Origin of the sequence: Burkholderia diffusa (assembly GCF_902499115.1) — a bacterium.
GTDB classification, from domain to species: domain Bacteria; phylum Pseudomonadota; class Gammaproteobacteria; order Burkholderiales; family Burkholderiaceae; genus Burkholderia; species Burkholderia diffusa.
Map to the genome: position 1 here is coordinate 36,171 of NZ_CABVPN010000010.1, position 21,623 is coordinate 57,793.

The following is a 21,623-nucleotide window of genomic DNA, read 5'->3' on the forward strand; positions in this document are numbered from 1 at the left end:
CGGCGCAGCGTCAGCGTGCGTTGGCCACAGTCACCTTGCCGGGAATCAGCTTCAGTGCGCTGAACGCGTCGGCGATGTTCTGCTGATACGCGAGCGTCGCATCGGTGACGGGCTGCACGCCATAGCCGGTGCGCTTGAGCGCGACTTCGAGCGTCGGCGCGTCGAGGCCGACGAGCGGCGACAGTTGCGCGGCGACTTCCTGAACGTGGTCGCGTCCCCAGTGATCGACCGCGTCGACTTCGTCGAGCAGCGTGCGCAGCACCTGCGGCTGCGCGACGGCATACTTGCGCGCGGCGAGGTAGTACTGTGTGTTGCGCACGAGCCCGTCGCCGTTCGCGACCACGCGTGCGCCGAGCTGCCGTTCGGCGGCCGCCAGGTACGGATCCCAGATCACCCACGCGTCGACGCTGCGCTGCACGAACGCGGCGCGCGCGTCGGCGGGCGTCAGATAGATCGGCTGGATGTCGGCATACGTGAGGCCCGCATGCTCCAGCGCCTTCACGAGCAGATAGTGGACGTTCGAACCCTTGTTGAACGCGACCTTCTTGCCGCGCAACTGCGCGACGGTTCGGATCGGCGAATCGGGCAGCACGACGATCGCCTCGCCGTGCGGCGCGGGCGGTTCGTTGCCGAGATAGACGAAATCGACGCCCGCGGCCTGCGCGAAGATCGGCGGCGTCTCGCCGACCGTGCCGACGTCGATCGCGCCGGCGTTCAGCCCCTCGAGCAACTGCGGGCCGGCCGGGAACTCGAGCCATTGGACCGTCACGCCCTGGCTCGCGAGCCGCTTCTCGAGCGTGCCGCGCGCCTTGAGCACGACGAAGTTGCCGTATTTCTGGAAACCGATGCGCAGCCGCTTGTCGCTGCCCTGCGCCAGTGCAGGCGTGCCCGCGAGCGGGCCGAGCGCGAGCCCGGCCAGTCCGGCGGCCGCGCCGTGCAGCCACTGGCGGCGTCGCGGATTTGCCGGGGTCGTTTCAAGATCTGCGTACGGTGTGTCGTTCATCGAGGCGTCCTGCTGACGGGTTCACGGAAGCGCACTTGCGGCGCGACCGGCACATGACGCAGCCGGATGCGTGAGCTGCGCGCGGCCGGCCGGCCCGCGCCGGATGCACGACGATACGGCCGCGCGAATCGGCGGCCAACCAATGAATCCGCATATGCAAATCAGCGGCCGGACGATACGTGAACGACGAGCCGGCAGGGCGTCGCCGCACTCAATCGGTGCCGAGCGGGCTTTCCTCGATCGAGTCGACGCGATCAGGGTAAAACGCGAGGTGCGCGCGAATCGATTCGACGGCCGGGTTCGGATGCTCGTACGTCCACACCGCGTTGGTCGCGCGTTCGCCGCCGACGGGAATCGAGTAATACGCGCAATCGCCCTTGTACGGGCAGTACGTCGCATGGTCGGTGCGTTGCAGCAGCGCCATGTCGGCGTCCTCGCGCGGAACGTACAGCACGACCGGATAGCTGGCTTCGCGCAGCGCCAGCGCGTGGCGCGTATCGGCGACGATCTTGCCGGCCACCTTGACCACGACGCGCGATGGATGCGGTTCGATCGTGATCGGGTGATCGGGGCCCGGAGACTTCACCGGACCAGAGGGCGTATCGGGGCTGATCGACATCGTGGGGCCTCCAGGAAGGGGGCGCGCCGACGGGCACGCCGTGCCGCAACGTGCACGCGGGCGAATCCCCGCGCGCCGGTGCTGGCGTTGACCAGCCGATACGATGCGCCAATTCCGGAGAACCTGCAGGGGGCCGGAAGGCATTGCGCGAATGGCGTCGCTGCATGACGCACAACGGCGGCGCATGGCAGCCGGAATTCGCCGGCATGTCCTCGACGCTCGCGCGGACATCTTCATGCAGCGGCAGCGGGATGCATCCGCCGCGATAAGCAACGCGGAATTAATTGGTAAGCGATCGGCGGGCGGCGCGCGAAGATCGGCGGTCGTCATTCGCATGACAGTCCTTTGATCGCCACCATGAAGATTCCATTCGTCTCGTTCGCCGCGCATCGTGCGCGGCCCGCATCCGTTGCGGTTGGAGCGCTGCGCGGCATGGCCGCGTCGCTGCTGCTCGCCGGCGCGGTCGCGCAAGCGTTCGCGGCGCCGGCCGGCAAGACGCTCGTATTCTGCAGCGAAGGCAGCCCTGCCGGCTTCGACCCCGGCCAGCACACGACCAGCACTGATTTCGACGCGAGCACGTACACCGTCTACAACGGGCTCGTGCAGTTCAAGCGCGGCACGCTCGAGCTCGCGCCGTCGCTCGCGACGAGCTGGGACGTGTCGTCCGACCAGCGCGTCTACACGTTTCACCTGCGGCACGGCGTGAAGTTCCAGACGACCGCGTGGTTCAAGCCGACGCGGCCGTTCCAGGCGGACGACGTCGTGTTCACGTTCCGCCGCATGCTCGACCCCGATGATCCGTTCCGCAAGGCCTATCCGGTCAGCTTCCCGTACTTCAGCGATCTCGGATTCGACCGCAACATCGAGCGCATCGAGAAAGTCGACGACGATACGGTGCGCTTCGTGCTGAAGTCGCCCGACGTCGTGTTCGTGCGCAATCTCGCGATGGCGTTCGCGTCGATTCTGTCGGCCGAATACGCGTCGCAGTTGACGGCGCGCCATCGCGAGGCCGACATCAACCAGTTCCCGGTCGGGACGGGGCCGTTCCAGCTGCGCGCGTACCAGAAGGACGCGACGATCCGTTACGACGCGAACCCCGACTACTGGAAGCCGGACGACGTGAAGCTCGCGCATCTCGTGTTCGCGATCACGCCCGATCCGGCCGTGCGGTTGCAGAAGCTCACGGCGGGCGAGTGCCAGGTGTCGGTGTTCCCGCGGCCGGCCGATCTCGAGACGGTGCGGCGTGATCCGAAGCTGACGCTGTTTTCGGGGACGGGCTTCAACGTCGGCTTCGTCGCGTACAACACGCAGCATCCGCCGCTCGATCGTGTCGACGTGCGGCGCGCGCTCGACATCGCGATCGACAAGACGGCGATCATCAAGACCGTATTCAACGGCGACGCGACGATCGCGACGAACCCGATGCCGCCCGCGCAATGGTCGTACAACCCGCGCCTGAAGGACGCGCCGCGCGATCCGGCCGCGGCGAAGGCGCTGCTCGCGCAAGCAGGATTCCCGAACGGTTTCGACCTGACGTTGTGGGCGATGCCGGTGCAGCGCCCGTACAACCCGAACGCGCAGCTGATGGCGCAACTGATCCAGCAGGATTGGGCGAGGATCGGCGTGCGCACGAAGATCGTCAGCTACGAGTGGGGCGAGTACAACCGCCGCGCGAAACGCGACGGGCAGCACGACGCGATCCTGTACGGCTGGTCGGGCGACAACGGCGACCCCGACAACTGGCTCGGCACGCTGCTCGGCTGCGACGCGGTGCACGGCAGCAACCTCGCGAAGTGGTGCAATGCGGATTTCGAGCGGCTCGTCGGTGCGGCACGCACGAACGCGGACGTCGCGAAACGCACGTCGCTTTACGAGCAGGCCCAGGTCGTGTTCAAGAATCAGGTGCCGTTCACGCCGATCGCGACGTCGATCGTGTCGCTGCCGATCTCGAAGCGCGTGCACGGGGTGACGTTCTCGCCGCTCGGCGGGCACCGGTTCGACGGTGTCTGGCTGGATTGAGGAAGGGAAGCCGGCGCGCGTGCGCCGGCTGTCGGCGCGGAGGTCGGTTCAGTGCGACCGCGGCGTGTGCGGCGGCAGCGGGAAGACCGAGGGGCGTCGAACCGCGGCGTCGCCGATTGGAAATGGCGATCCGCGCGAGCCTCGGGGTGCGGATTCCGCCTGCCGATCCGATCGGCGGCGTGCACGAGAGGATTGCAGCGCCACGATGAAAAAAGCGGTAAATGACGTGCGCGTATTTCATCGCTGAAGCGCTCCGCCCATAAATGCACTCCGACGCCAAATCATTTAAATTCGATTAGTAAATTGCCCGCGCTTTCTACTTCCGCAAAGCTCATTTGCCGTTTCATCGTCGTGGGTGCGTTCCGCGAACTATCTTCTAGGGCGTCCTCGGCTGCGTCAGCGATGACCACTGAGATGGATAATTCAGTGTTTCCCTAGAATGACGTTTTCGAGACCGCTGGAGGGCGCGATGCAGGTTCAGGACCTGGCCGGTGCGTCGCTCGATTTCTGGGTGGCGATGGCGGAAGACCTCGGCGCTCCGCGCGTCGACGCCGCGGGGTGCACGGTCATTCACAAACCGGGTGGCATGCCGGTGCCGTATGCGCCGTCGTCGTCGTGGGCGGACGGCGGCCCGCTGGTCGAGCGCTTGCCGTTCGGCGCGTTCGAGCGCGACGGCGGGCACGGCGCGTGGCGCGCGGTGCTGCATCGGGCCGTGCCGGCGGCGGGCGAGCGCTGCACGTTCAACCAGTCGGGGCCGACGCTGCTGGTCGCCGCGATGCGCACGCTGGTCGCGTCGACGTTCGGCGACGACGTGCCGGATCTCGACATGTCGAAGCCGCGTTGAGCGCGCGTGAAGCCGGTCATGCGGCCGACAGGTTGCGTACCGCGATCGACGCGACGTCGACGCGCTTTGGCAGGATCGCGTCCGCGGTTGCGCGGTCGGCGACACGCTGCAGCACGTCGATATCCGCGCCGGTGACGCCGCGCTGCGCGAGCGCCGCCCGGCGCACGATGTCGGCGGCCGCATCGCGCGGCAGGCGCGTGAGCGACGCATAGACGGCCGCGTAATCGACAGGGTGCGACAAGGCCCACTGGCCGGCGCGCGTCAGCCGCGCAAGCACGTCCGAGAGCGCCGCGCGCTTCGATCGATCGTCGAGCGTGTCGACCGGCGACGTGAGGAACGCGAGCCCCGAATTGATCCCGCTGCCGTCGCGCACGATGCGCGCACCGCGCCGCACCACGTGCCCGTAATACGGATCGAAGGTCGCCCAGATGCCGATCTGCTTCGCCTCGAACGCCGCGAACGCATCGACCGGCAGCACGAAGCGCACGTCGACGTCGCCCGGTGCCAGGCCATGTTCGCGGAGCGCGCCGTACAGCTGGTATTGCGAGATGCTGCCGCGCGCCGACGACACGACGACGGTGCGCCCCTTCAGGTCGGCGACGGTGCGCACCGGCGAATCGGGCTGCACGACGATGCCGAGCGACGCCGGTGAGCCGACGCGCGTCGCGACGATCCGCAACGCCGGATCGCCGAGCGCTGCCGTCAGGACGGGCAGGTCGCCGGCCGGCGCGAGATCGATCGCGCCCGCGCGCTGCGCTTCGAACAACGGTGCCGCGCCCTGGAAATTCGCCCAGCGAAACCGGTACGGCACGCCGTCGAGCACGCGTGAGGCGTCGGCCAGCGCGCGCAGGCCGCCGGCCTGATCGCCGAGCACCAGGGTGACGTTCGACAGGTCGGGGTCGGCCGCGCGCACGGGCAGTGCGGCGCCGCCGAGCAGCGGTGCGGCGGCCAGGGCGGCCACGCGCAGCAGGGCGCGGCGGCGGGCCGGGGCGGGGGAAGAAGTCATCGACGGCGGGTCCTCGGTGATCCGCGCGCACGCCGCGCGGCTGCCGGGCAGGTTACGGAATCGGTTTCGCGCCGGCAAACATCGAATCGCGAAATGCTTATTCGTTTATTCGCGTGAGTGCGGTGCATGGCGGCGGGGAGAGGCCAAGGCCGCGGCCGCGGCTGCTACGGTGCCGTTCATGTCGAGCCTGCTGGCCTGCGATCTCGCGCAGGCGCTTGCGCACGTGCCGCCGTCGGCCGCGCGCACGCTCGCGAATGCGGCGCCCGTGGCCTTTGCGCGCGGATTCGCCGCCGCGCTGACGGCGAGCGGCGTGCTCGCTGCCGCCGCCATTGCATGCAAATTGCTTGCGCAACCGATGCGCGATGCGTGACGCATGCCGCGATGCGCGCACCACCCGTTGCACGCGACGGCGCCGAGCCATCGAGCGTGCGATTCAGCGCGGCTTCGTCGCGAGGCGATGGATGCGCGCCGCGCGCGCGACGCGCGATCGCTGCGATGTACCGCAATGCGTCGCCTGCCGGCGGCGTGTGCGCCGCGTCGGTTCGGGCGGGGCATCGGCGATCGGCGCGTTCGTTCGCGTGTCCGCATCCGCGTCCACGTTCGCGGCGACCGCCGCAACGGACGGCTGTGCGGCCTCCGCGTCGAGCCAGCCGCGCGTCGCTTCGGCGATCAGTGCGCGCAGCCAGCGCACGCCGTCGACGCTTGATCCCGCTTCGTTCCACGTCATCCGGTACACGATGTCGGGCGGCTCGGCCGGCAGCGCAACCGCGCCGAGCGGCAGCAGCTTCGCGTAGTGGCGCGCGAGCCGGTACGTGGTGGTCAGGATCAGGTCGGAGCGCACCAGCGCATGCGCGGCGAGTTCGAAGTGCGGCAGCGTGACGACGATCCGCCGCTGCAGGCCGACGCGTTCGAGCTGCCGGTCGATCGCGCCGGATGCTTCGAGCCACGACGGCGTCGGGCACAGCTGCGGCGCCTGCGCGAATTCGGCGGCCGTCATCGCGCCGCGCCGCGCGAGCGGATGCGTCGCGCGCATCAGGCACACGACGCGATCGTCGAACAGGTCGTCCTGCCGGAACCGCGACGAGCGGGCGGGGCGGTTGTCGATCACGACGTCGAGCTCGCCATCGGCGAGTGCCCGTTCGTCGTCGAAGCCGTCGCCGAGCGGATGGAACACGAGCTGCGCGTTCGGTGCGCGTTCGCGGAACAGCGCGACGAGCTTCGGCACGAACAGCACGTTCAGGTAGTCGGGGCAGCCGATCCGGTAGGTGCGCACCGACGTGCGCGCGTCGAAGGTCGGCTGCTGGATGCGGATGAAGTCGATCACGCGCAGCGCGTTGCGCAGCGGCTCGATCAGCCGCGCGCCGAACTCGGTCGGCACCATCCCGTAGCGGCTGCGCACCAGCAGCGGATCGCCGAGCAGCGTGCGCAGGCGCTTGAGCGCGGCGCTCGTCGCCGGCTGCGACATGTTCAGCCGCACGGCTGCGCGCGACACGGTGCGCTCGGTGAGCAGCACGAGCAGGATGCGCATCAGCCGCGCGTCCAGCACGTCGAGCGCGCCCGTTGCGTCGGACGCGTCGAGGGCAAGGCCGTTCGGCTCCGGTGCGTCCCGCATGTCGCTACGCGTTTGCGCGGCCCGTCATCTGGCGAAGGTGCCCGGCCAGCCGACGATCCGCTTCGGACGCGGCGGCGCATACGTGCGCACCTTCGACGTCTTCAGCTTCAGTCGCACCAGCGACTCGGCGAGGGCGACCGCGGCCGACACGCCGTCGACGACGGGCACGCCCGTGCATTCCTCGATCTGCCGGTCGAGGCCGGCCATCCCGCCGCAGCCGAGGCAGATCACTTCCGCGTGATCGTCCTTCACCGCGCGCGCGGCCTGGTCGACGATCGACTCGATCGCGCGGGCCGGGTTCTCCTCGAGTTCGAGCACCGCGAGACCGCTCGCGCGCACCGACGCGCAACGCGCATCGAGTCCGGCGAGCTTCAGGCGATCCTCGATCAGCGGCACCGTGCGGTCGAGCGTCGTGACGACCGAATAGCGGTGGCCGAGCAGCATCGCGACGCTCGCGGCCGCTTCGGTGATGTCGACGACGGGCACCGTCAGCAGTTCCTGCAGCCCTTCGCGGCCGTGTTCGCCGTAGCCGGCCTGGATCACCGCGTCGTATGGCTCGTCGTAGCTCAACACGCGGTCCATCACGGCGATCGCCGCGAGGTAGCTCTCGAAGTTGCCCTCGACCGACTCCGCGCCGAAGCGCGGCGTCAGCCCGACGATCTCCGTGCCGGGCGATGCGGCGGCGCGCGCCTGCGCGGCGATGGCGTCGGTGATCGATTCGGTCGTGTTGACGTTGACTACCAGGATTCTCATCGGTGCACTCCGTATGCTGCGTTCAGTGTCGGGCGCAGGCGACCGCGATGTGTTCGCCCGAGCGCTCCTCGTATTGCCGTTTGCGATCGGCCGTCAGCCAGTACACGCTGCCCGCGACGGCCGCGCCGAGCAGCCAGGAGAACGGCGTCATCGCGCTGAAGGCCGGCACGACGGCGAGCGTGATCGAGATCAGCGCGGACGGCACGAGGGCCGCAAGCGCCTTGCGGTTCACGCCGCGCGTATGGAAATAGGCGCCGGTCGGCGCTTCGGTATAGAGATCGGGCACGTTCACGCGCTGCTTGCGCACGAGCCAATAGTCGACCGTGATGATGCCGTACAGCGGGCCGAGCAGCGCGCCGAGGCCGGACAGGAAATAGACGATCACGACCGGGCTGTTGTACAGGTTCCACGGCAGGATCAGCACCGCGACCGTCGCGCTGATCAAGCCTGCGCGGCGGAACGTCAGGCGGTGGGGCGCGAGGCTCGTCAGCACGAAGGCCGGTGCGACGAAGTTCGCCATGATGTTTACCGCGACCGTCACGATCAGGAAGGCGAGGCAGCCGAGCACGAGGAACAGCTTGTTCGGCACCGTCGCGATGATTTCCGTCGGGCTGTGGATGATCTGGCCGTTCAGCTTGAACTGCGCGCCCGCGAGCACGAAGCTGATCGCCGCGAACACCAGGATGTTCACCGGCAGGCCCCAGAAGTTGCCGACCCGCACCGTCTTCGCACTCGGCGACGAGCGCGCGAAATCGCAGAAGTTGAGCACCAGCGTGCCGTAGATCGCGAGCCACAGCGAGCCGCCCGCGAACACCTCGATCCACATCTTCAGGCCGGTCATCGGCTTGCCGATCGACATTGCAAGATGGCCGCCGGTGCGGCTGAACATCCATGCGGCGAGCGACAGCGTCGTGACGAGAATGACCGGGCCGGCGAGTCCCTCGTACTTGCGGACCATCTCCATCCCGTAAGCGAGGATGCCGATCTGCACCAGCCAGATCGCGACGAACGTGATCCAGCCGAGCGTGGACAGCCCGAGAATCGCGTCCTGGTCGAAGGCGGCGAGGCCTGGCCAGATCGCGGTGAGCAGCACGCGCAGCACGACCGATGCGAGATAGGTCTGGATTCCGAACCATGCGATCGCGATCACCGCGCGGATCATCGCGGGCAAGAGCGCGCCGTAGATGCCGAAGCTCATCCGGCTGATCACCGGGAACGGCACGCCGGTCTTCTGGCCCATGTAGCCGGTGAGGTTCATGAAGCAATACACGAGCACGGCGCCGATCGCGAGCGACGCGAGCATCTGCCAGCCCGACAGGCCGAGCGCGAACAGGCCGATCGCGAACGAGTAGTTCGCGATGTTGTGCACGTCGTTGGTCCACAGCGCGAAGATGCTGTAGCGGCCCCAGGTGCGGCCCTCGGCCTTGGTGGGCGCAAGGTCGGAATTGTGTAGTCGCGGGCTCAGCGCGGGATCGCGCGTGGCCCTATCGGTTCGATGCAATGCGTCGTCCGCGCCGGGCACGATGCCCGCGCGGTGGGTGGCTTCCAGTTGCACGCCTTGTCTCCTTCCATGTGCGGGGCGCGAACCGGCAGCGTGTGCACGCAGCGCGGGCCCGGCCGCCGTGGACGTTATGTCTCGGATTTGTTCGCGAGTATGGGCGGCGGGCACGGCGATGGGAAATTAAATATTCGGGTAGGCGTCATTTGAAAAATGAATGGGGCTGGATCGGCGGCGAGGCATGCGAATTGCGTATTGGCGGGTTCCATCCACATCGACATCAGCGGAGGTGTCATGCAGCGATATTCCATTCGTCACGTATCGCGGGCTGTCTTCGCCGGCATCCTGATCGCCGGTCTGGCAGCGGGTGCGGGTTGTCAGAAAAAGAGCGACACGGGCACCGGCGCGAGTTCGGACACGAGCGCCACCGGCGGCATGGCGCCGGCGCCGTCCACCGCACCGTCGGGCATGCCGGGCAGCGGCGCGGCCGGCGGCGAGGCGAGCATGCCGGGCGCGGCATCCGCGCCAACGGGCGCAAGCGGCGGCTGATCGGCGGGTGCGCGCGGCGTGCGCGGGCAGGTTGCCCGTGTGCCGCCGTGGCGGCATTGCGGCTCGGTCCGTGCGTCCCAGGACGCGCGGACAGTGTGCCGCGCGTGAAAGATTTGCAAGGACCGTTGTAGCGATTCCCGGCGCGGCGCCGGCATGCGTCATGCCGGCGCACGCCGTCGGGAGCAGGAGGTGCGATGCAGAACGCGGAATCGAATCCAACCCCGGAACAGCAGCGAGAACAGATCGAGAAGAGCCCGGTGAAGACGCCGGCGGCCGGCGACATGCCGGATGCGGCGACCCAGGCTGCCGAGGTCGCGAAGCGGCCGCTGACGCCGGAGGCGGTCGCGGCGAAAATGCCGACCGGCCTGCCGCCGATCGACGTCGACGCACATGCGGTCGACAGCGGCGACCCCGTGCGTCGCGCGGCCGGCCGGATCGTCACGCTCGACAACGCCAACATGGCGATGACGGACAACACGGTCGACGTCGACGGCAAGGGCCTGGAGGCGCGCGCAGGCGCGACCGAGTGGCACGACAACGTGATCTATTCGAACGCGTCGCTCGACGACGCGGTCGACACGCCCGACGAAGGGCTCGGCGGGATCGAGAGCCGGCCGGGCGGTAACGTGCCGCAGATCGCGACGCGGCCGGGCTGGCGCGTCCGGTATGTCGGCGACGTCGATGTCGAGCATGGCGACAGCACGCGGGCCGAGCACGTGATCCGCCTCGAGCGGACCGACTGACGTATCGACGGGTGCCGGGCGGACCGCCGGCCGGCGGTCCGCCGATGGCCATTACTGCGGGCCGAGTTCCTGCGCGGACGTGTCCGCATCGTTGCCTTGCGCGACGAGAACGTGGACGTCGTTCGGTGTCACGTCGCCGATGCCGCCCGACGGAATCGTCACCAGCAGCCAGTCGGCGTTGTTGTTGATGCTCACGGGCGCGGTCTTCAGGATCGGCGTCTTGCTGCCGGCCGTCGTGACGATCACCTGGTAGCTGCCACCGTTCAGGTAGATCGAATCCTGTCCGGAGGCCGGCACGGCGTTCTGATACGCGGCGCCCGCCAGCGTCGGGCTTTGCGCGTTGATGTCGGTGCCGGGAGGCACGACGTACACGTCGACGTTCTGCGCGTTCGGCGACGCGTTGAAGCTGCGCACGCGCGCCTTGTCGGACAGGAGCTTCTTGTCGAACGGATCGTCGATCACCGAAATCGCCGACGACGTGCTGGGCAACGCGATCGTGGTGTAGTGATGGCCGTTCGCCGCGCCGAAGGATTGCGACGCGACCGTCGCGGTCGTGCCCGAGATGTCGTAGCTTGCGGTCGTCGTTCCCGAGTCGATGTCGTGATAGCGGGTCACGCCCTTGTACGCGACACCCGACGCGTCGACCTTCGCATTCAGGTAGTAATCGAGATTCGGGCCGGCCGGCACCGCGTTGATGAAGCGCGCCTGCGGTTTCGAGATGCCGAGTTCGGTGCCGACGTCGTTGCCGTCTCCGCCGCATGCCGCGAGCACGGAAATGACCGAGCACAGGGCCACTATCGTTCGAATGGATTTCATTGTCGTCCTCTCGTTCAGGGAGCCTGATTGCGATGCGGTATCGCCGCGCGAGGCATCGCGCGGTACGCAGCGCCGGATTGAAGGAAGGAATTGCCGTCCGCCGGGGTGGCGGGCGCACGGATGTCGCAAGCGACGTGCCCGCGCGACGGAATCGGCGCGCGCGCCCGTATGGCGAAGGTGTGGCACGCAGTGCAGTGGCGTGCCGTGCCGGATCGTGCGAGTCCGGGTTGCATGCTTGTAAAAAGGCGATGCAACCAGCGAGAGAGTGACGCGCGCCGCAAGGGCGTTTCAAACGTCGTCCGTTGTGCGCTGCGGGTGACGATTTTTGCGCATATCGTTGCGTGCGCATCGATATGAGGAGAATCGTGCAGTCGCGCGACGACCTGGCGGCGCCGCGCGCGTGATGTGCATCAGCGATTCACGAGCTTCGCCGGATACGCGAGCGCGAGTGCGCAACCGACCAGCATGCATGCGGCGAAGGCATACAGTCCCGCGCTTTGCGAGTGGAACGTGTCGCGCAGCCAGCCGATGAAGTAAGTGCTGCCGAAGCCGCCGAGGTTCGCGATCGAGCATGCGAACGCGATCCCGCCGGCTGCGGCCGAGCCCTTCAGGAACGTGGACGGCAACGCCCAGACGACCGGCATCGCGGCGGCCGCGCCCGCGTTGATCAACGAGAACAGCAGCACGGTCGCGAGCGTGCCGTGCGACGACGCGGCGGCAAGTGCGAGCGCGACGGCCGACACCAGGAACGGCACGACGATATGCCAGCGGCGCTCACGCGCACGGTCGGAGCTCGCGCCGCAATATAGCGTCGCGAGAACGGCCGCGGCATTGGGGATCACCATCAGCCAGCCGATGTGATACGCGTCCTTCACACCGGTGTCGCGCAGGATCGTCGGCAGCCAGAAGCTCACCGCATACAGCCCGAGCAGCACGCACAGGTCGATGAGGCCGAGCGCCCACACCTTCGGGTCGGTGAACGCGCGGCCGAGCGCATGGCTCTTGTTGCCGGACGGGTCGGCGTCGAGGTTCGCGCGCAGCGCGCGCTTTTCGTCGGCGTTCAGCCAGTGCGCGGTTTCGATGCCGTTGGGCAGCCAGCGCAGTACCGCGAAGCCGAGCAGCACCGACGGCAATGCCTCGAGCAGGAACAGCCACTGCCAGCCGCCGAGCCCGTGCGCGCCGTCGAACGCGCGCATGATCCAGCCGGAAATCGGGCTGCCGATCATGCTCGACAGCGGCAGGCCGACCATGAACAGCGCGACGATCCGCGCGCGGCGCGCATCGGGATACCACTGCGTCAGGTACAACAGGACGCCGGGCAGGAAGCCGGCTTCGGCGGCACCGAGCAGGAAGCGCACGACGTAGAACTGCATCGGCGTCTGCACGAACATCGTCGCGCCCGACAGCAGGCCCCACGTGATCATGATCCGCGCGATCCACAGCTTCGCGCCGACGCGCTGCAGCACCAGGTTGCTCGGGACTTCGAACAGGATGTAGCCGCCGAAGAACAGGCCGGCGCCGAGCCCGTACACGGTGTCGCTGAACTTCAGCGCGTCGAGCATCTGCAGCTTCGCGAGCCCGATGTTGATGCGGTCGAGATAGGCCGCGAAATAGCACAGGCAGAACAGCGTGATCAGGCGCAGCGTGACCTTGCGGTAGAGCGCGCCGTGCAGCGTGTCGTCGGCGGAGACGGCGGCGCTCGGGTGTGCGGTAGACATGGGATTGCCCCTGTTCGAATGTGACGGATGAAGTGGGTGGCCGTTCGACGCGAGCGAAGATTCACCGCGCGCTGGAGTCTGTATAGCACGCCAATTACATAGCGTACACACTAGAAAATACGGAATCGCACAGGCATGAAAACGGATGGATGAAGATCGCTTGGTGGGCCGGATAAACCTCATGTTTTTCGGGGAATTATTCGGAAAAATGCACGTATCTCGGTGAGCGTCGTGAACGGGTCCGGATGCACGAAATTCGTGCGTGTGCACTCAAAAGTGAAGTGTATGCACGCAAGTGCTCCGGCGCTGCGCATACGTGCGCCCGGCTTCGTGCATCCGGCAATCCGCCGAACGGCGCGAATGGCTGGCCCCGCGGTGCGATGTTCGTGAGCGGGCCTGCACGGTCGGGCAATCGTCAGGTGAAAGACGGAAAGGGCGCGACGAACCTGACGTACCGCAACGAAGCGGCGGGCGCGCGGACGATCGTGCCGATTCGAGGGTGTACACTGCTTGCCTTTCTCATTCATGCCGCGCGGGCCTTCATCTTCATGGCGTCTTCCAAGGATTCCTACGACTTTCACGACCAGGTCGGGCACCTGCTGCGCCGCGCCTACCAGCGGCACGTTGCGATCTTCCAGGAAGCGATCCCCGATTCGGACCTGACGGCCGCACAGTTCGTCGCGCTGTGCGCGGTCAAGGAAAAGCAGGCGTGTTCGCTGAACGACATCGTCAAGGCGACCGCGATCGACCAGGCGACGATCCGCGGCGTCGTCGATCGGTTGAAGACGCGCGCGCTGATCGAGGTGCTGCCCGACCCGAACGACGGCCGCAAGCTGATCGTGCGCGCGACCGCGGCAGGCCTCGCGCTGATCGACCGCACGGTGCCGTTCGCGCGGCAGGTGACCGAGCGCACGTACGGGCCGCTCAATCCGGGCGAGCGCGTCGCATTGCAGTACCTGCTGCGCAAGATGATGGAGGCCGACGGCGACGCGTGACGCGCGGCGCGGCGGGGCCCTCGACGCATACCACCCTTACACGGCGCGTGCTGGGACAGGTGCTTTCATACCGGGAAGCCGGCCGGCCTCGCGAAGCGCGGCGCGCACCGTCTCGGGCGTGAACGGCGGCGCGTAGAAGCGCACGCCGGTCGCGTCGAACAGCGCGTTCGCGACGGCGGCGGGCCCCGGCACCGACGCCGATTCGCCCGCGCCGAGCGGCGGCTCGCCTTGCCGCGGCATCAGCACCACGTCGACCTCCGGCACTTCGTCGAACGTCAGAATCGGATAGCTTGCCCATTCCCGCGACGCGACCTTGCCTTCGGCAAACCGCACACGCTCCTTCAGCGTGCGGCTCAATACCTGGATCACGTTGCCGTGAATCTGGTGGCGCACGCCGTCCGGGTTGATCATCGTGCCGGTGTCCTGGCCGACCGTCACGCGTTCGATGCGGATTTCGCCGGACACGCGATCGACGCTCAGGTCGACGATCCATGCGGACCATGCCGCGCCGAAACCGGGGAAGCGACTGTGCACGTAGCGCGCATACGCGACACCGCGTCCGCGCACGACGCGCGATCCGTCGTGTTCATGGTTGCGGCCCGCGCGCGGCGTCCAGCCCGCGCGATCGGCCACGGCCTGCAGCAGTTCGCTCGCGCGCGTGTCCTTGAGATGCCGAAGCCGGAACGCGAGCGGATCGATGTCCATCAGCGCCGCGCATTCGTCGACGAACGCGTCGTGCGCGAACGAGTTCGGCAACGCCGACACGCCACGCAGCCACGATGCGCGCACGAGCGGCGCGAGATCCTCGCAGACTATGCGACGGTTCGGGCTTTCATACGGCGACACGGCCGTGCGGTCGCCCATCTCGAATACGCGCGGCTCGGGCGCGATCGCGCCGGTCAGGAGCGTCGCGAGGAGCGGCGCGTCGTTCGACGGATAGCGCGTCGTGAAGTCGTAGCCCAGCAGGCGGCCGTCGCGCGTCACGGTGCCCGTCACCCGCATCAATTGCCCGGCGCCCTTCGGTTCCCACAGATGTTCGTCCGCGCGTGACAGTTGCACGCGCACCGGACGGCCGACCGCGCGCGACAGCAGCAACGCGTCGCCGCATACGTCGTCCGCGCCGTTGCGGCCGTAGCAGCCGGCTGCTTCCATTCGCACGATGTCGAAATCGGCCTCGTCGCGCGCCACGAGCGTCGCGAGGTCGTAGCGCAGCGATACGGGGTTCTGCGTGCCGGACCATACGGTGATCCGGCCGTCGCCCGGCGCGCGATAGTCGGCGAGCGCGCACGACGGGCCGATCGAGCCGTGCATCTGGAACGGCCATGCATAGGTGCGCGACACCGTGATCGTGTCGGGTTGCGTGCGTGCCGCGTCGACGTCGCCTTCGTCGAGCAGCACGCGGCGTTGCGCGGGTGCGGCGGCGATCGCGGCCGCGGGCGTATCGAGCGGCGGCAGCGCGGGATGCGGCCGCCACGTGACGCGCAGCTGGCGCGCCGCGCGGATCGCGTGTTCCTCGCGCTCGGCGACGACGCCGACGAAATCACCGATCGCGACGACCGCGACGAGCCCCGGCACGTCGGCGACCGACGCGCGATCGACGTCGACCAGCGACGTGCCGACGAACGCGCCGCTGTCGTGGCCCGCATACGGCGGCCGCACGACGCGGCCATGCAGCATGCCCGGCACGCGCATGTCATGCACGAACGTGAGCTGGCCCGTTGCTTTCGCGGGCAGGTCGACGCGCGGCGACGATCGGCCGACGATCCGGTAGTGGGCGGGGTCCTTCGTGCGGGCGCTCGGATCGAGCGTCAGCGTGACGCGGTGCCCCGCGACGAGCGCGGCGAACGTCGCGGCGTGCCCGTGTGCCGGCGCGGAGATCGTTCCGTCGTCGATGCTCAACTGCGCGAGGTCGACACCGAAACGCTCGGCGGCCAGCGCCAGCAATGCGTGCCGTGCCTGAGCGGCCGCGCAACGCAGCGGCGTTGCGGAAATCTGGATTGTCGCGCTCGCGATGGTCGGACCCTGGTTCGGTGTCGCGGCCGTATCTCCGAGCACCATCGTCACGCGCGCGGGCGGCACGTCGAGTTCCTCGGCAACGATCTGCGCGAGCGACGTGCGAATGCCGGTGCCGAGATCGACGTGGCCGTTGAACGCGAGGATGCGTCCGTCGTCGAGAATCGCGACGAACACCTCGGGCAGCGCCGGCACGTACGACGACAGGCTGCCCGGTTGGCCGGGCGCCGGCTTGACGGGCGGCGTGGGTGGCCGGATCACGGTCAGGCAGCCGTCGCGCGCAAGCAGTTCGGAGCGGTTCACGATCGAGGTGTCCTGTCGGGGAGGGGCGGTCGGCGGGCGCGCGGCCTTCGGTGCGCGGACGCGGCGTGCCGCGCGCGGGGTGACGGCCTGGGCTTGCGCGACGGCGCACGCGGTCAATCTAGGTCGCCAAAACCTCAGCGTCAATCACGGGCGGGTGAGGGTGCGGGCGACGGCCGGGCCGCCGCCCGCGCGGCGCGGCGGCTCAGCGCGCGTGCACGGCATCGATTGCCGCGATCGCATCGTCGAGCGGCATCACGGCCGCGTATTTCTGCTGCATGTCGAACAGGTTCGCGTCGTGCGGCGCGATCGCGCGATCGCCGACGCAATCTGCGAGCACGAGCGGACGGAACCCGTGCGACATCGCGTCGACCACGCTCGCGCGCACGCAACCGCTCGTCACCGCGCCGGCAACGAGCAGCGTTTGTACCGCACGCTGCGCGAGCCAGGGTGCGAGCTGCGTGCCGAAGAACGCCGACGGCACGGTCTTGCGCACGACGAGTTCGCCGGCGGCGGGCGTGAGTTCGGGCACGATCGCGCTGTTCGGATGGTGCTCGGTCAGCGTCGCCATGCCCGGCACCTTCAGCGAGAACACGTTGTCGTCGCTGCCGTCGTCCGCATACACGATGCGGCTGTGCGCGACCGGCCAGCCGCGTTCGCGCGCGAGCGCGAGCGCCCGCGTCGTGCGCGCGATCGCCGGCGCGATGTTGCCGCCGCCGAACGTCGCGGGATCGGCGAAGCCGACCACGAAGTCGACGATCAGCAGCCCTATGTTGCCGTGCGGCGGCAGCGGCGTGCCGAAACCCTGCTGGCGGTAGACGTTCGCTTCGGCGTGGTGGGAAAGATCGGTCATGGTGTCGGGCACTCGTCTGTCAGGCGGGTTGGTCGGTCACGCGGCCTTCGCGCACGACGGTCTCGCCGTCGAGCTCGACCGTGCAGCGGCGCAGCGGGATGTCGATATGGCAGGTCGTCGTGCGGCTGCCGCCGCCTTCGTTGTTCGGGCCGAGCGAGAACAGGAAGTTGCCTTCGAACGCGCGCGCATCCATCCCGATCGTCGCCTCGCGGTCGTACAGGCCGAGCGTCGACCAGCGGGCGCGCGGCTGCAACCCCCAGCCGATGTGCGAGATCGCATAGCCTTCGGGGTCGGCGAAGGTTTCCATGTAGTCGCGCAGCAGGTCGGCGTCGACGCCGCCTTCGATGCGCGTTGCGTAACCACCTTCGACGGTCAGCGCGATCGGCTCGCTCACGTAGTGCTTCTGAGGCAGCAGGATGTCGCCGCGGTCGATCACGATCGTGCCGCGCGCGGTGCGGTCGTTCGGGTAGGTCAGCGCGAAGCCGCTCGGCCAGTGATCCCAGCGGCCCGGCGCGTCGACGAAGCCGTATTCGGCCGTCGGCGGAAACTCGCCGAGCGGGCATACCAGCGCGGTGCCGGCGGCCGACGTCACGCGCATCTCGCGCGCGGCAGCGATTTTTTTCGCAGCGGCGAGCACGCGCGTACGGTCGGCCAGCGTCGGCACCATGCGCACCAGCACCTCGGGCGGCTCGACCGCGAGCAGGATCTTCGTGCCCGCTTTCAGGATGTCGTGCTGTTCGGGCGAGAACAGCAGCGTCATCAGGTCGAGCACGAGGTCGCTCTCGCGCAGCGCGGCGATCGCGGCCTTGTTGCCGGTCAGCGGCGTCGTGCCGAGATACGCGAGCGGGTCCCGGCTGAACGCTTTGTCGCCATTGACGGGCGGCAGGTCGAGCCGGTTGACGATCGCGCCCATCGATTGCGTCGCGATCAGCGCGCACGACAGCGTCTGCGGATGGGTGGCCGCGCTCGTCAGGATCGTGACGGTCTGGCCCGGTTCGAGGCGCGACAGCGTGAGGACCTGCTTCCACGCGTCGATCAGTTGGGTATCGCTGACTGGCATCGTCGGCTCCGGTAAAGGCGTGAAAGAAAGGGGCGGGCGCCGCGCGATCAGGCCGCGAGCGGCGCGCCGAGGAAATCGCCGAACGCCGCGTAGAAGCCCGCCGCGTTGTCCCACGGAATCATGTGGCCCGCGTCGGGCACGCGCACGTGCCGCATCGACGGCGTCGCGCGCTGCAGTTCGGCGACGTCGTCGTCGCGCACCACGTCGCCGCGCTCGGCCGTGATCAGCAGCGACGGCACGGTCAGTCGCGCGGCATCCGCGTGGAAGTCGTCGGTGTGGAAGCCTTCGTATGACGTGCGCACCGCGCGCTCGTCGCAGGTATGCAGCCATTCGGCGCGCAGTTGCAGTTCGGCATCGGTCCAGGTCGGGCAGAACGCGCGCATCCCTTCGGCGTCGGTGCCGGCGCGCGCGAGCGCCATCGAGTCGATGTACCACGGCAGCTTGCCCGGATAGTCGCGGCGGTTCGGGCCCGACACCGGGGGATCGACGAGTACGACCGACTCTAGCCCGCCGATGCCGCGCAGCGCCGCGCGCGCGGCGATCCGCGCGCCCATCGAATGGCCGACGAGGCTCGTACGCGGCAGGCCGAGCGCGGCGACGAGCGCCGCGACGTCGTCGGCCTGCGCGTCGAGGCCGTAGTCGAGCGACGGCGACGCGTCGGACAGCCCGCGGCCGCGCACGTCGAGCACATAGGTGTCGAACGCCGCGCCGAACACGTCGCCGACGAAGCCCCACGTGATCGCGGGGCTCGTGATGCCGGGAATCAGCACGATCGCGGGGCGCGACGCGCGTGCGCCCGTCGCGCCGCCGTAGCGCAGATAGTGCTGGCGGATGCCGTTCGCGCGGACGTTCGCGCCGTACAGGAAAGTCGAGGGCATGGAGAGGCTCCGAAGTGGCGGGATGCTCAGTACGCGCCGGACAGCAGCGCGCCGGCGCCGGGTACGACCGGTTCGAGATCGAGTTCGCGCAGCATCGCGTAGGTCGTCGCGATCGCCGCCGTGATCACGGGCTTGCCCGTCATCGCCTCGACCTTCGCGACCGCCGGCAGCGACGGCATCTGCACGCACGCGGACAGGACGATCGCATCGGCCTCCTGGTACGGCAGCGTCTTCACGATGTCCGGCAGGCGTGCCGGGTCGTGGCGGCCGACTTCGAGGTTGTCGGGAATCTCGAGCGCGCGGTACGCGATCACGTCATAGCCTTCGTTGCGGATGTAGTCGACCACGAGTTCGGTCAGCGGCAGCATGTACGGTGCGACCACCACGATGCGCTTCGCGCCGATCACCTTCAATGCGTCGACGAGCGCGCCTGCGCTCGTCAGCACGGGCGCCTGCGCGCCGTTGTCCGCCGTGTGCTTCGTGAGGCGCGCCTGAGACACGCGGTGATAGCCGTGGCCCATCGCCATGATCGCGACGAGGCACGCGTAGCCGAGCACGTCGACGCGCGCATCGCTCAGCTCCACCGCGCAGCGGTCGGATTCGGCATCCATCGTCGCGAGTTCTTCCTTGACGACCTTCTTCATCCGCATCCGGCTCGAGTGATACGTGAAGCGCTCGGGCCGGATCGCCTCGCGCAACCGCAACATCGCGGGAATCTCGGTTTCCATCGTCGTGTTGGAACTCGGCACGATCTGGCCGATGCGGTAGGTCTTGTTCATGACGGGAGGCTCCGTGTCGGTAAGAGTGGGGCGGCACGCTGGCGCGAGATCGCCTGGTTTCGAGCAAAGTCTAGTGTGTACATTTGAAAATGACAATGGATCAAAAAGATTTCCGTCCGGCCGTCATCGTTGATGAGTGTATGAATTCGTGAATTCATTGGTGTTTTCCCGAACAAAAGGATTGCCAAAAACAATCCGCTTGTCCTGAGCAAATTGAGTGTGTACGCTACATAGACGCCATTCAATCCGCCCGTTCTCGTACCGCGTTCGGCGACGGGCTCACGATCAGGAGATCCGCATGAGCAAACCCCGTATCGCAATCATCGGCGCCGGGCTCGGCGGCACGGCCGCCGCGGCGCTGCTGCAGCGCCGCGGCTACGATGTCGCGCTTTACGAGCAGGCGCCGGCGTTCTCGCGCCTCGGCGCGGGCATTCATCTCGGCCCGAACGTGATGAAGATCATGCGGCGCATCGGCTGCGAGGACGCGCTGGAGAAGATGGGTTCCCATCCGGATTGCTGGTACAGCCGCGACTGGCGGACGGCCGACGTGCTGTCGAAAATTCCGCTCGGCGACTACGCGCGCACGACCTATGGCGCGAGCTACCTGACCGTGCATCGCGGCGATTTCCATGCGTTGATGACGCAGGCGGTGACGCCCGGCACGATCCGCTTCGGCAAGCGGCTCGCGTCGGTGGAGGACACCGGCGACGCGGTGCGCCTGACATTCACCGACGGCAGCGTCGAGACGGCCGACATCGTCATTGGCGCGGACGGCGTGAATTCGCGGATCCGCGAGCATCTGCTTGGCGCGGAACCGCCGCGCTATACAGGCTACGTTGCGCATCGCGCGGTGTTCCCGGCATCGCTGCTCGGCAACAAGCCGTACGACATGTGCGTGAAGTGGTGGTCGGAGGATCGTCACATGATGGTCTACTACGTGACCGAGAAGCGCGACGAGTACTACTACGTGACGGGCGTGCCGCAGGCCGAGTGGCCGGAAGGCGTGTCGATGGTCGACAGCAGCCGCGATGAAATGCGCGAAGCGTTCGCGGGTTTCCATGCCGACATCCAGCATCTGATCGACGTGTCGCCGTCGATCACCAAGTGGCCGCTGCTCGAACGCGACCCGCTTCCGTTGTGGAGCCGAGGCCGTCTCGTGCTGCTCGGCGATGCGTGTCATCCGATGAAGCCGCACATGGCGCAGGGCGCGGCGATGGCGATCGAGGATGCGGCGATGCTCGCGCGCTGTCTCGACGAAGTCGGCATCGGCGATCACGCAGGCGCGTTCGCGCTGTACGAGGCGAATCGCGCGGCACGCGCGTCGAAGGTGCAGCTCGTGTCGCACAACAACACGTGGCTGCGCACGAACGAGGATCCGTCGTGGGTGTTCGGCTACGACGTGTTCGACGTGCCGCTCGTGTCGCCGTCGCCGTCGCGTGGCAACGTGGCGGCCGTCGCCTGACACGCGCCGTGTCCGAGCCGGATGCCACGCCGCCGTATCGTCGATCGATGCGGCGATACGCGCGCATTTCGGCGTGTTATACCTGAGCGCTGTGCGCGACGCC

20 protein-coding genes are annotated in these 21,623 nt (G+C 68.2%); 7 read left to right on the plus strand and 13 right to left on the minus strand.

The window, feature by feature from the left end; all coding sequences use genetic code 11:
* Positions 1 to 10: 10 nt before the first annotated feature.
* Positions 11 to 1,003 carry a sulfonate ABC transporter substrate-binding protein gene (locus tag BTE28158_RS11740; protein ID WP_151048739.1) on the minus strand — a complete coding sequence of 331 codons (993 nt, stop codon included), beginning with the start codon at positions 1,001 to 1,003 and terminating at the stop codon, positions 11 to 13.
* Between the two features lie 211 nt (positions 1,004 to 1,214).
* Positions 1,215 to 1,622: a DUF427 domain-containing protein gene (locus BTE28158_RS11745; RefSeq protein WP_151048738.1), complete on the minus strand. Its 408-nt coding sequence runs from the start codon at positions 1,620 to 1,622 to the stop codon at positions 1,215 to 1,217.
* Between the two features lie 357 nt (positions 1,623 to 1,979).
* Here BTE28158_RS11745 and BTE28158_RS11750 point away from each other — a divergent pair, with 357 nt between their 5' ends.
* Positions 1,980 to 3,641 (plus strand): ABC transporter substrate-binding protein, encoded by a 1,662-nt coding sequence (locus BTE28158_RS11750; RefSeq protein WP_151048737.1) that lies wholly within the window; start codon positions 1,980 to 1,982, stop codon positions 3,639 to 3,641.
* Between the two features lie 469 nt (positions 3,642 to 4,110).
* Complete coding sequence (locus BTE28158_RS11755; RefSeq protein WP_151048736.1) at positions 4,111 to 4,485, plus strand: phage protein NinX family protein; 375 nt, start codon at positions 4,111 to 4,113, stop codon at positions 4,483 to 4,485.
* Between the two features lie 16 nt (positions 4,486 to 4,501).
* On the opposite strand, the gene BTE28158_RS11760 is transcribed toward BTE28158_RS11755, so the two are convergent.
* Positions 4,502 to 5,491, minus strand: a complete 990-nt coding sequence (locus BTE28158_RS11760) for an ABC transporter substrate-binding protein (RefSeq protein ID WP_174919877.1) — start codon at positions 5,489 to 5,491, stop codon at positions 4,502 to 4,504.
* 178 nt (positions 5,492 to 5,669) lie between these two features.
* Between BTE28158_RS11760 and BTE28158_RS11765 the strand changes: the two genes are divergently transcribed.
* On the plus strand, positions 5,670 to 5,861 hold the full coding sequence (locus tag BTE28158_RS11765; protein WP_420868022.1) for a hypothetical protein: 192 nt from the start codon (positions 5,670 to 5,672) through the stop codon (positions 5,859 to 5,861).
* A 63-nt stretch (positions 5,862 to 5,924) separates the two neighbouring features.
* On the opposite strand, the gene BTE28158_RS11770 is transcribed toward BTE28158_RS11765, so the two are convergent.
* From BTE28158_RS11770 to BTE28158_RS11780, 3 genes are read right to left on the minus strand one after another with little or no spacing between them, the layout of a single operon-like run.
* On the minus strand, positions 5,925 to 7,103 hold the full coding sequence (locus BTE28158_RS11770) for a LysR family transcriptional regulator (RefSeq protein WP_151052427.1): 1,179 nt from the start codon (positions 7,101 to 7,103) through the stop codon (positions 5,925 to 5,927).
* Positions 7,104 to 7,127: 24 nt separating this feature from the next.
* Positions 7,128 to 7,856, minus strand: coding sequence for an aspartate/glutamate racemase family protein (locus BTE28158_RS11775; protein ID WP_124628374.1), 729 nt, complete (start codon positions 7,854 to 7,856; stop codon positions 7,128 to 7,130).
* A 22-nt stretch (positions 7,857 to 7,878) separates the two neighbouring features.
* Positions 7,879 to 9,411 (minus strand): NCS1 family nucleobase:cation symporter-1, encoded by a 1,533-nt coding sequence (locus tag BTE28158_RS11780; RefSeq protein ID WP_151052425.1) that lies wholly within the window; start codon positions 9,409 to 9,411, stop codon positions 7,879 to 7,881.
* Between the two features lie 237 nt (positions 9,412 to 9,648).
* Here BTE28158_RS11780 and BTE28158_RS11785 point away from each other — a divergent pair, with 237 nt between their 5' ends.
* Both BTE28158_RS11785 and BTE28158_RS11790 read left to right on the plus strand, forming a co-directional pair.
* Positions 9,649 to 9,903: a hypothetical protein gene (locus tag BTE28158_RS11785; protein WP_082728785.1), complete on the plus strand. Its 255-nt coding sequence runs from the start codon at positions 9,649 to 9,651 to the stop codon at positions 9,901 to 9,903.
* 194 nt (positions 9,904 to 10,097) lie between these two features.
* Positions 10,098 to 10,646 (plus strand): DUF3005 domain-containing protein, encoded by a 549-nt coding sequence (locus BTE28158_RS11790; protein ID WP_124628370.1) that lies wholly within the window; start codon positions 10,098 to 10,100, stop codon positions 10,644 to 10,646.
* A gap of 51 nt (positions 10,647 to 10,697) precedes the next feature.
* On the opposite strand, the gene BTE28158_RS11795 is transcribed toward BTE28158_RS11790, so the two are convergent.
* Positions 10,698 to 11,462 carry a DUF4397 domain-containing protein gene (locus BTE28158_RS11795; RefSeq protein WP_059598774.1) on the minus strand — a complete coding sequence of 255 codons (765 nt, stop codon included), beginning with the start codon at positions 11,460 to 11,462 and terminating at the stop codon, positions 10,698 to 10,700.
* A 410-nt stretch (positions 11,463 to 11,872) separates the two neighbouring features.
* Positions 11,873 to 13,180 (minus strand): MFS transporter, encoded by a 1,308-nt coding sequence (locus BTE28158_RS11800; RefSeq protein ID WP_124904510.1) that lies wholly within the window; start codon positions 13,178 to 13,180, stop codon positions 11,873 to 11,875.
* Positions 13,181 to 13,728: 548 nt separating this feature from the next.
* On the opposite strand from BTE28158_RS11800, the gene BTE28158_RS11805 reads away from it, so the two are divergent.
* Positions 13,729 to 14,175 carry a MarR family winged helix-turn-helix transcriptional regulator gene (locus BTE28158_RS11805; protein ID WP_059598821.1) on the plus strand — a complete coding sequence of 149 codons (447 nt, stop codon included), beginning with the start codon at positions 13,729 to 13,731 and terminating at the stop codon, positions 14,173 to 14,175.
* 36 nt (positions 14,176 to 14,211) lie between these two features.
* Here the strand turns inward: BTE28158_RS11805 and BTE28158_RS11810 are convergent, their stop codons facing one another.
* From BTE28158_RS11810 to BTE28158_RS11830, 5 genes are all read right to left on the minus strand, one after another.
* Positions 14,212 to 16,491, minus strand: a complete 2,280-nt coding sequence (locus BTE28158_RS11810; RefSeq protein ID WP_151051323.1) for a xanthine dehydrogenase family protein molybdopterin-binding subunit — start codon at positions 16,489 to 16,491, stop codon at positions 14,212 to 14,214.
* Positions 16,492 to 16,693: 202 nt separating this feature from the next.
* A complete protein-coding gene (locus BTE28158_RS11815; RefSeq protein WP_124628362.1) occupies positions 16,694 to 17,341 on the minus strand; it encodes an isochorismatase family protein in 648 nt (215 codons plus the stop codon).
* Positions 17,342 to 17,360: 19 nt separating this feature from the next.
* A complete protein-coding gene (locus tag BTE28158_RS11820) occupies positions 17,361 to 18,401 on the minus strand; it encodes a 2,5-dihydroxypyridine 5,6-dioxygenase NicX family protein (protein WP_059598778.1) in 1,041 nt (346 codons plus the stop codon).
* Between the two features lie 47 nt (positions 18,402 to 18,448).
* Positions 18,449 to 19,279 (minus strand): alpha/beta fold hydrolase, encoded by an 831-nt coding sequence (locus BTE28158_RS11825; RefSeq protein WP_151051325.1) that lies wholly within the window; start codon positions 19,277 to 19,279, stop codon positions 18,449 to 18,451.
* Positions 19,280 to 19,305: 26 nt separating this feature from the next.
* Complete coding sequence (locus tag BTE28158_RS11830; protein ID WP_151051327.1) at positions 19,306 to 20,058, minus strand: maleate cis-trans isomerase family protein; 753 nt, start codon at positions 20,056 to 20,058, stop codon at positions 19,306 to 19,308.
* A 298-nt stretch (positions 20,059 to 20,356) separates the two neighbouring features.
* Between BTE28158_RS11830 and BTE28158_RS11835 the strand changes: the two genes are divergently transcribed.
* Positions 20,357 to 21,520 (plus strand): FAD-dependent monooxygenase, encoded by a 1,164-nt coding sequence (locus BTE28158_RS11835; RefSeq protein ID WP_151051329.1) that lies wholly within the window; start codon positions 20,357 to 20,359, stop codon positions 21,518 to 21,520.
* The last annotated feature ends 103 nt before the right edge of the window (positions 21,521 to 21,623 follow it).

What these genes read in the sequence shown, in the direction of transcription:
- BTE28158_RS11765 (WP_420868022.1), top strand. Translation starts at nt 5,670, where the DNA reads ATGTCGAGCCTGCTGGCCTGCGATCTCGCGCAGGCGCTTGCGCACGTG.
- BTE28158_RS11825 (WP_151051325.1), bottom strand. Translation starts at nt 19,279, where the DNA reads ATGCCCTCGACTTTCCTGTACGGCGCGAACGTCCGCGCGAACGGCATC.
- BTE28158_RS11795 (WP_059598774.1), bottom strand. Translation starts at nt 11,462, where the DNA reads ATGAAATCCATTCGAACGATAGTGGCCCTGTGCTCGGTCATTTCCGTG.
- BTE28158_RS11835 (WP_151051329.1), top strand. Translation starts at nt 20,357, where the DNA reads ATGAGCAAACCCCGTATCGCAATCATCGGCGCCGGGCTCGGCGGCACG.
- BTE28158_RS11745 (WP_151048738.1), bottom strand. Translation starts at nt 1,622, where the DNA reads ATGTCGATCAGCCCCGATACGCCCTCTGGTCCGGTGAAGTCTCCGGGC.
- BTE28158_RS11770 (WP_151052427.1), bottom strand. Translation starts at nt 7,103, where the DNA reads ATGCGGGACGCACCGGAGCCGAACGGCCTTGCCCTCGACGCGTCCGAC.
- BTE28158_RS11760 (WP_174919877.1), bottom strand. Translation starts at nt 5,491, where the DNA reads ATGACTTCTTCCCCCGCCCCGGCCCGCCGCCGCGCCCTGCTGCGCGTG.
- BTE28158_RS11800 (WP_124904510.1), bottom strand. Translation starts at nt 13,180, where the DNA reads ATGTCTACCGCACACCCGAGCGCCGCCGTCTCCGCCGACGACACGCTG.
- BTE28158_RS11755 (WP_151048736.1), top strand. Translation starts at nt 4,111, where the DNA reads ATGCAGGTTCAGGACCTGGCCGGTGCGTCGCTCGATTTCTGGGTGGCG.
- BTE28158_RS11775 (WP_124628374.1), bottom strand. Translation starts at nt 7,856, where the DNA reads ATGAGAATCCTGGTAGTCAACGTCAACACGACCGAATCGATCACCGAC.
- BTE28158_RS11740 (WP_151048739.1), bottom strand. Translation starts at nt 1,003, where the DNA reads ATGAACGACACACCGTACGCAGATCTTGAAACGACCCCGGCAAATCCG.
- BTE28158_RS11785 (WP_082728785.1), top strand. Translation starts at nt 9,649, where the DNA reads ATGCAGCGATATTCCATTCGTCACGTATCGCGGGCTGTCTTCGCCGGC.
- BTE28158_RS11830 (WP_151051327.1), bottom strand. Translation starts at nt 20,058, where the DNA reads ATGAACAAGACCTACCGCATCGGCCAGATCGTGCCGAGTTCCAACACG.
- BTE28158_RS11750 (WP_151048737.1), top strand. Translation starts at nt 1,980, where the DNA reads ATGAAGATTCCATTCGTCTCGTTCGCCGCGCATCGTGCGCGGCCCGCA.
- BTE28158_RS11790 (WP_124628370.1), top strand. Translation starts at nt 10,098, where the DNA reads ATGCAGAACGCGGAATCGAATCCAACCCCGGAACAGCAGCGAGAACAG.
- BTE28158_RS11805 (WP_059598821.1), top strand. Translation starts at nt 13,729, where the DNA reads ATGGCGTCTTCCAAGGATTCCTACGACTTTCACGACCAGGTCGGGCAC.
- BTE28158_RS11820 (WP_059598778.1), bottom strand. Translation starts at nt 18,401, where the DNA reads ATGCCAGTCAGCGATACCCAACTGATCGACGCGTGGAAGCAGGTCCTC.
- BTE28158_RS11815 (WP_124628362.1), bottom strand. Translation starts at nt 17,341, where the DNA reads ATGACCGATCTTTCCCACCACGCCGAAGCGAACGTCTACCGCCAGCAG.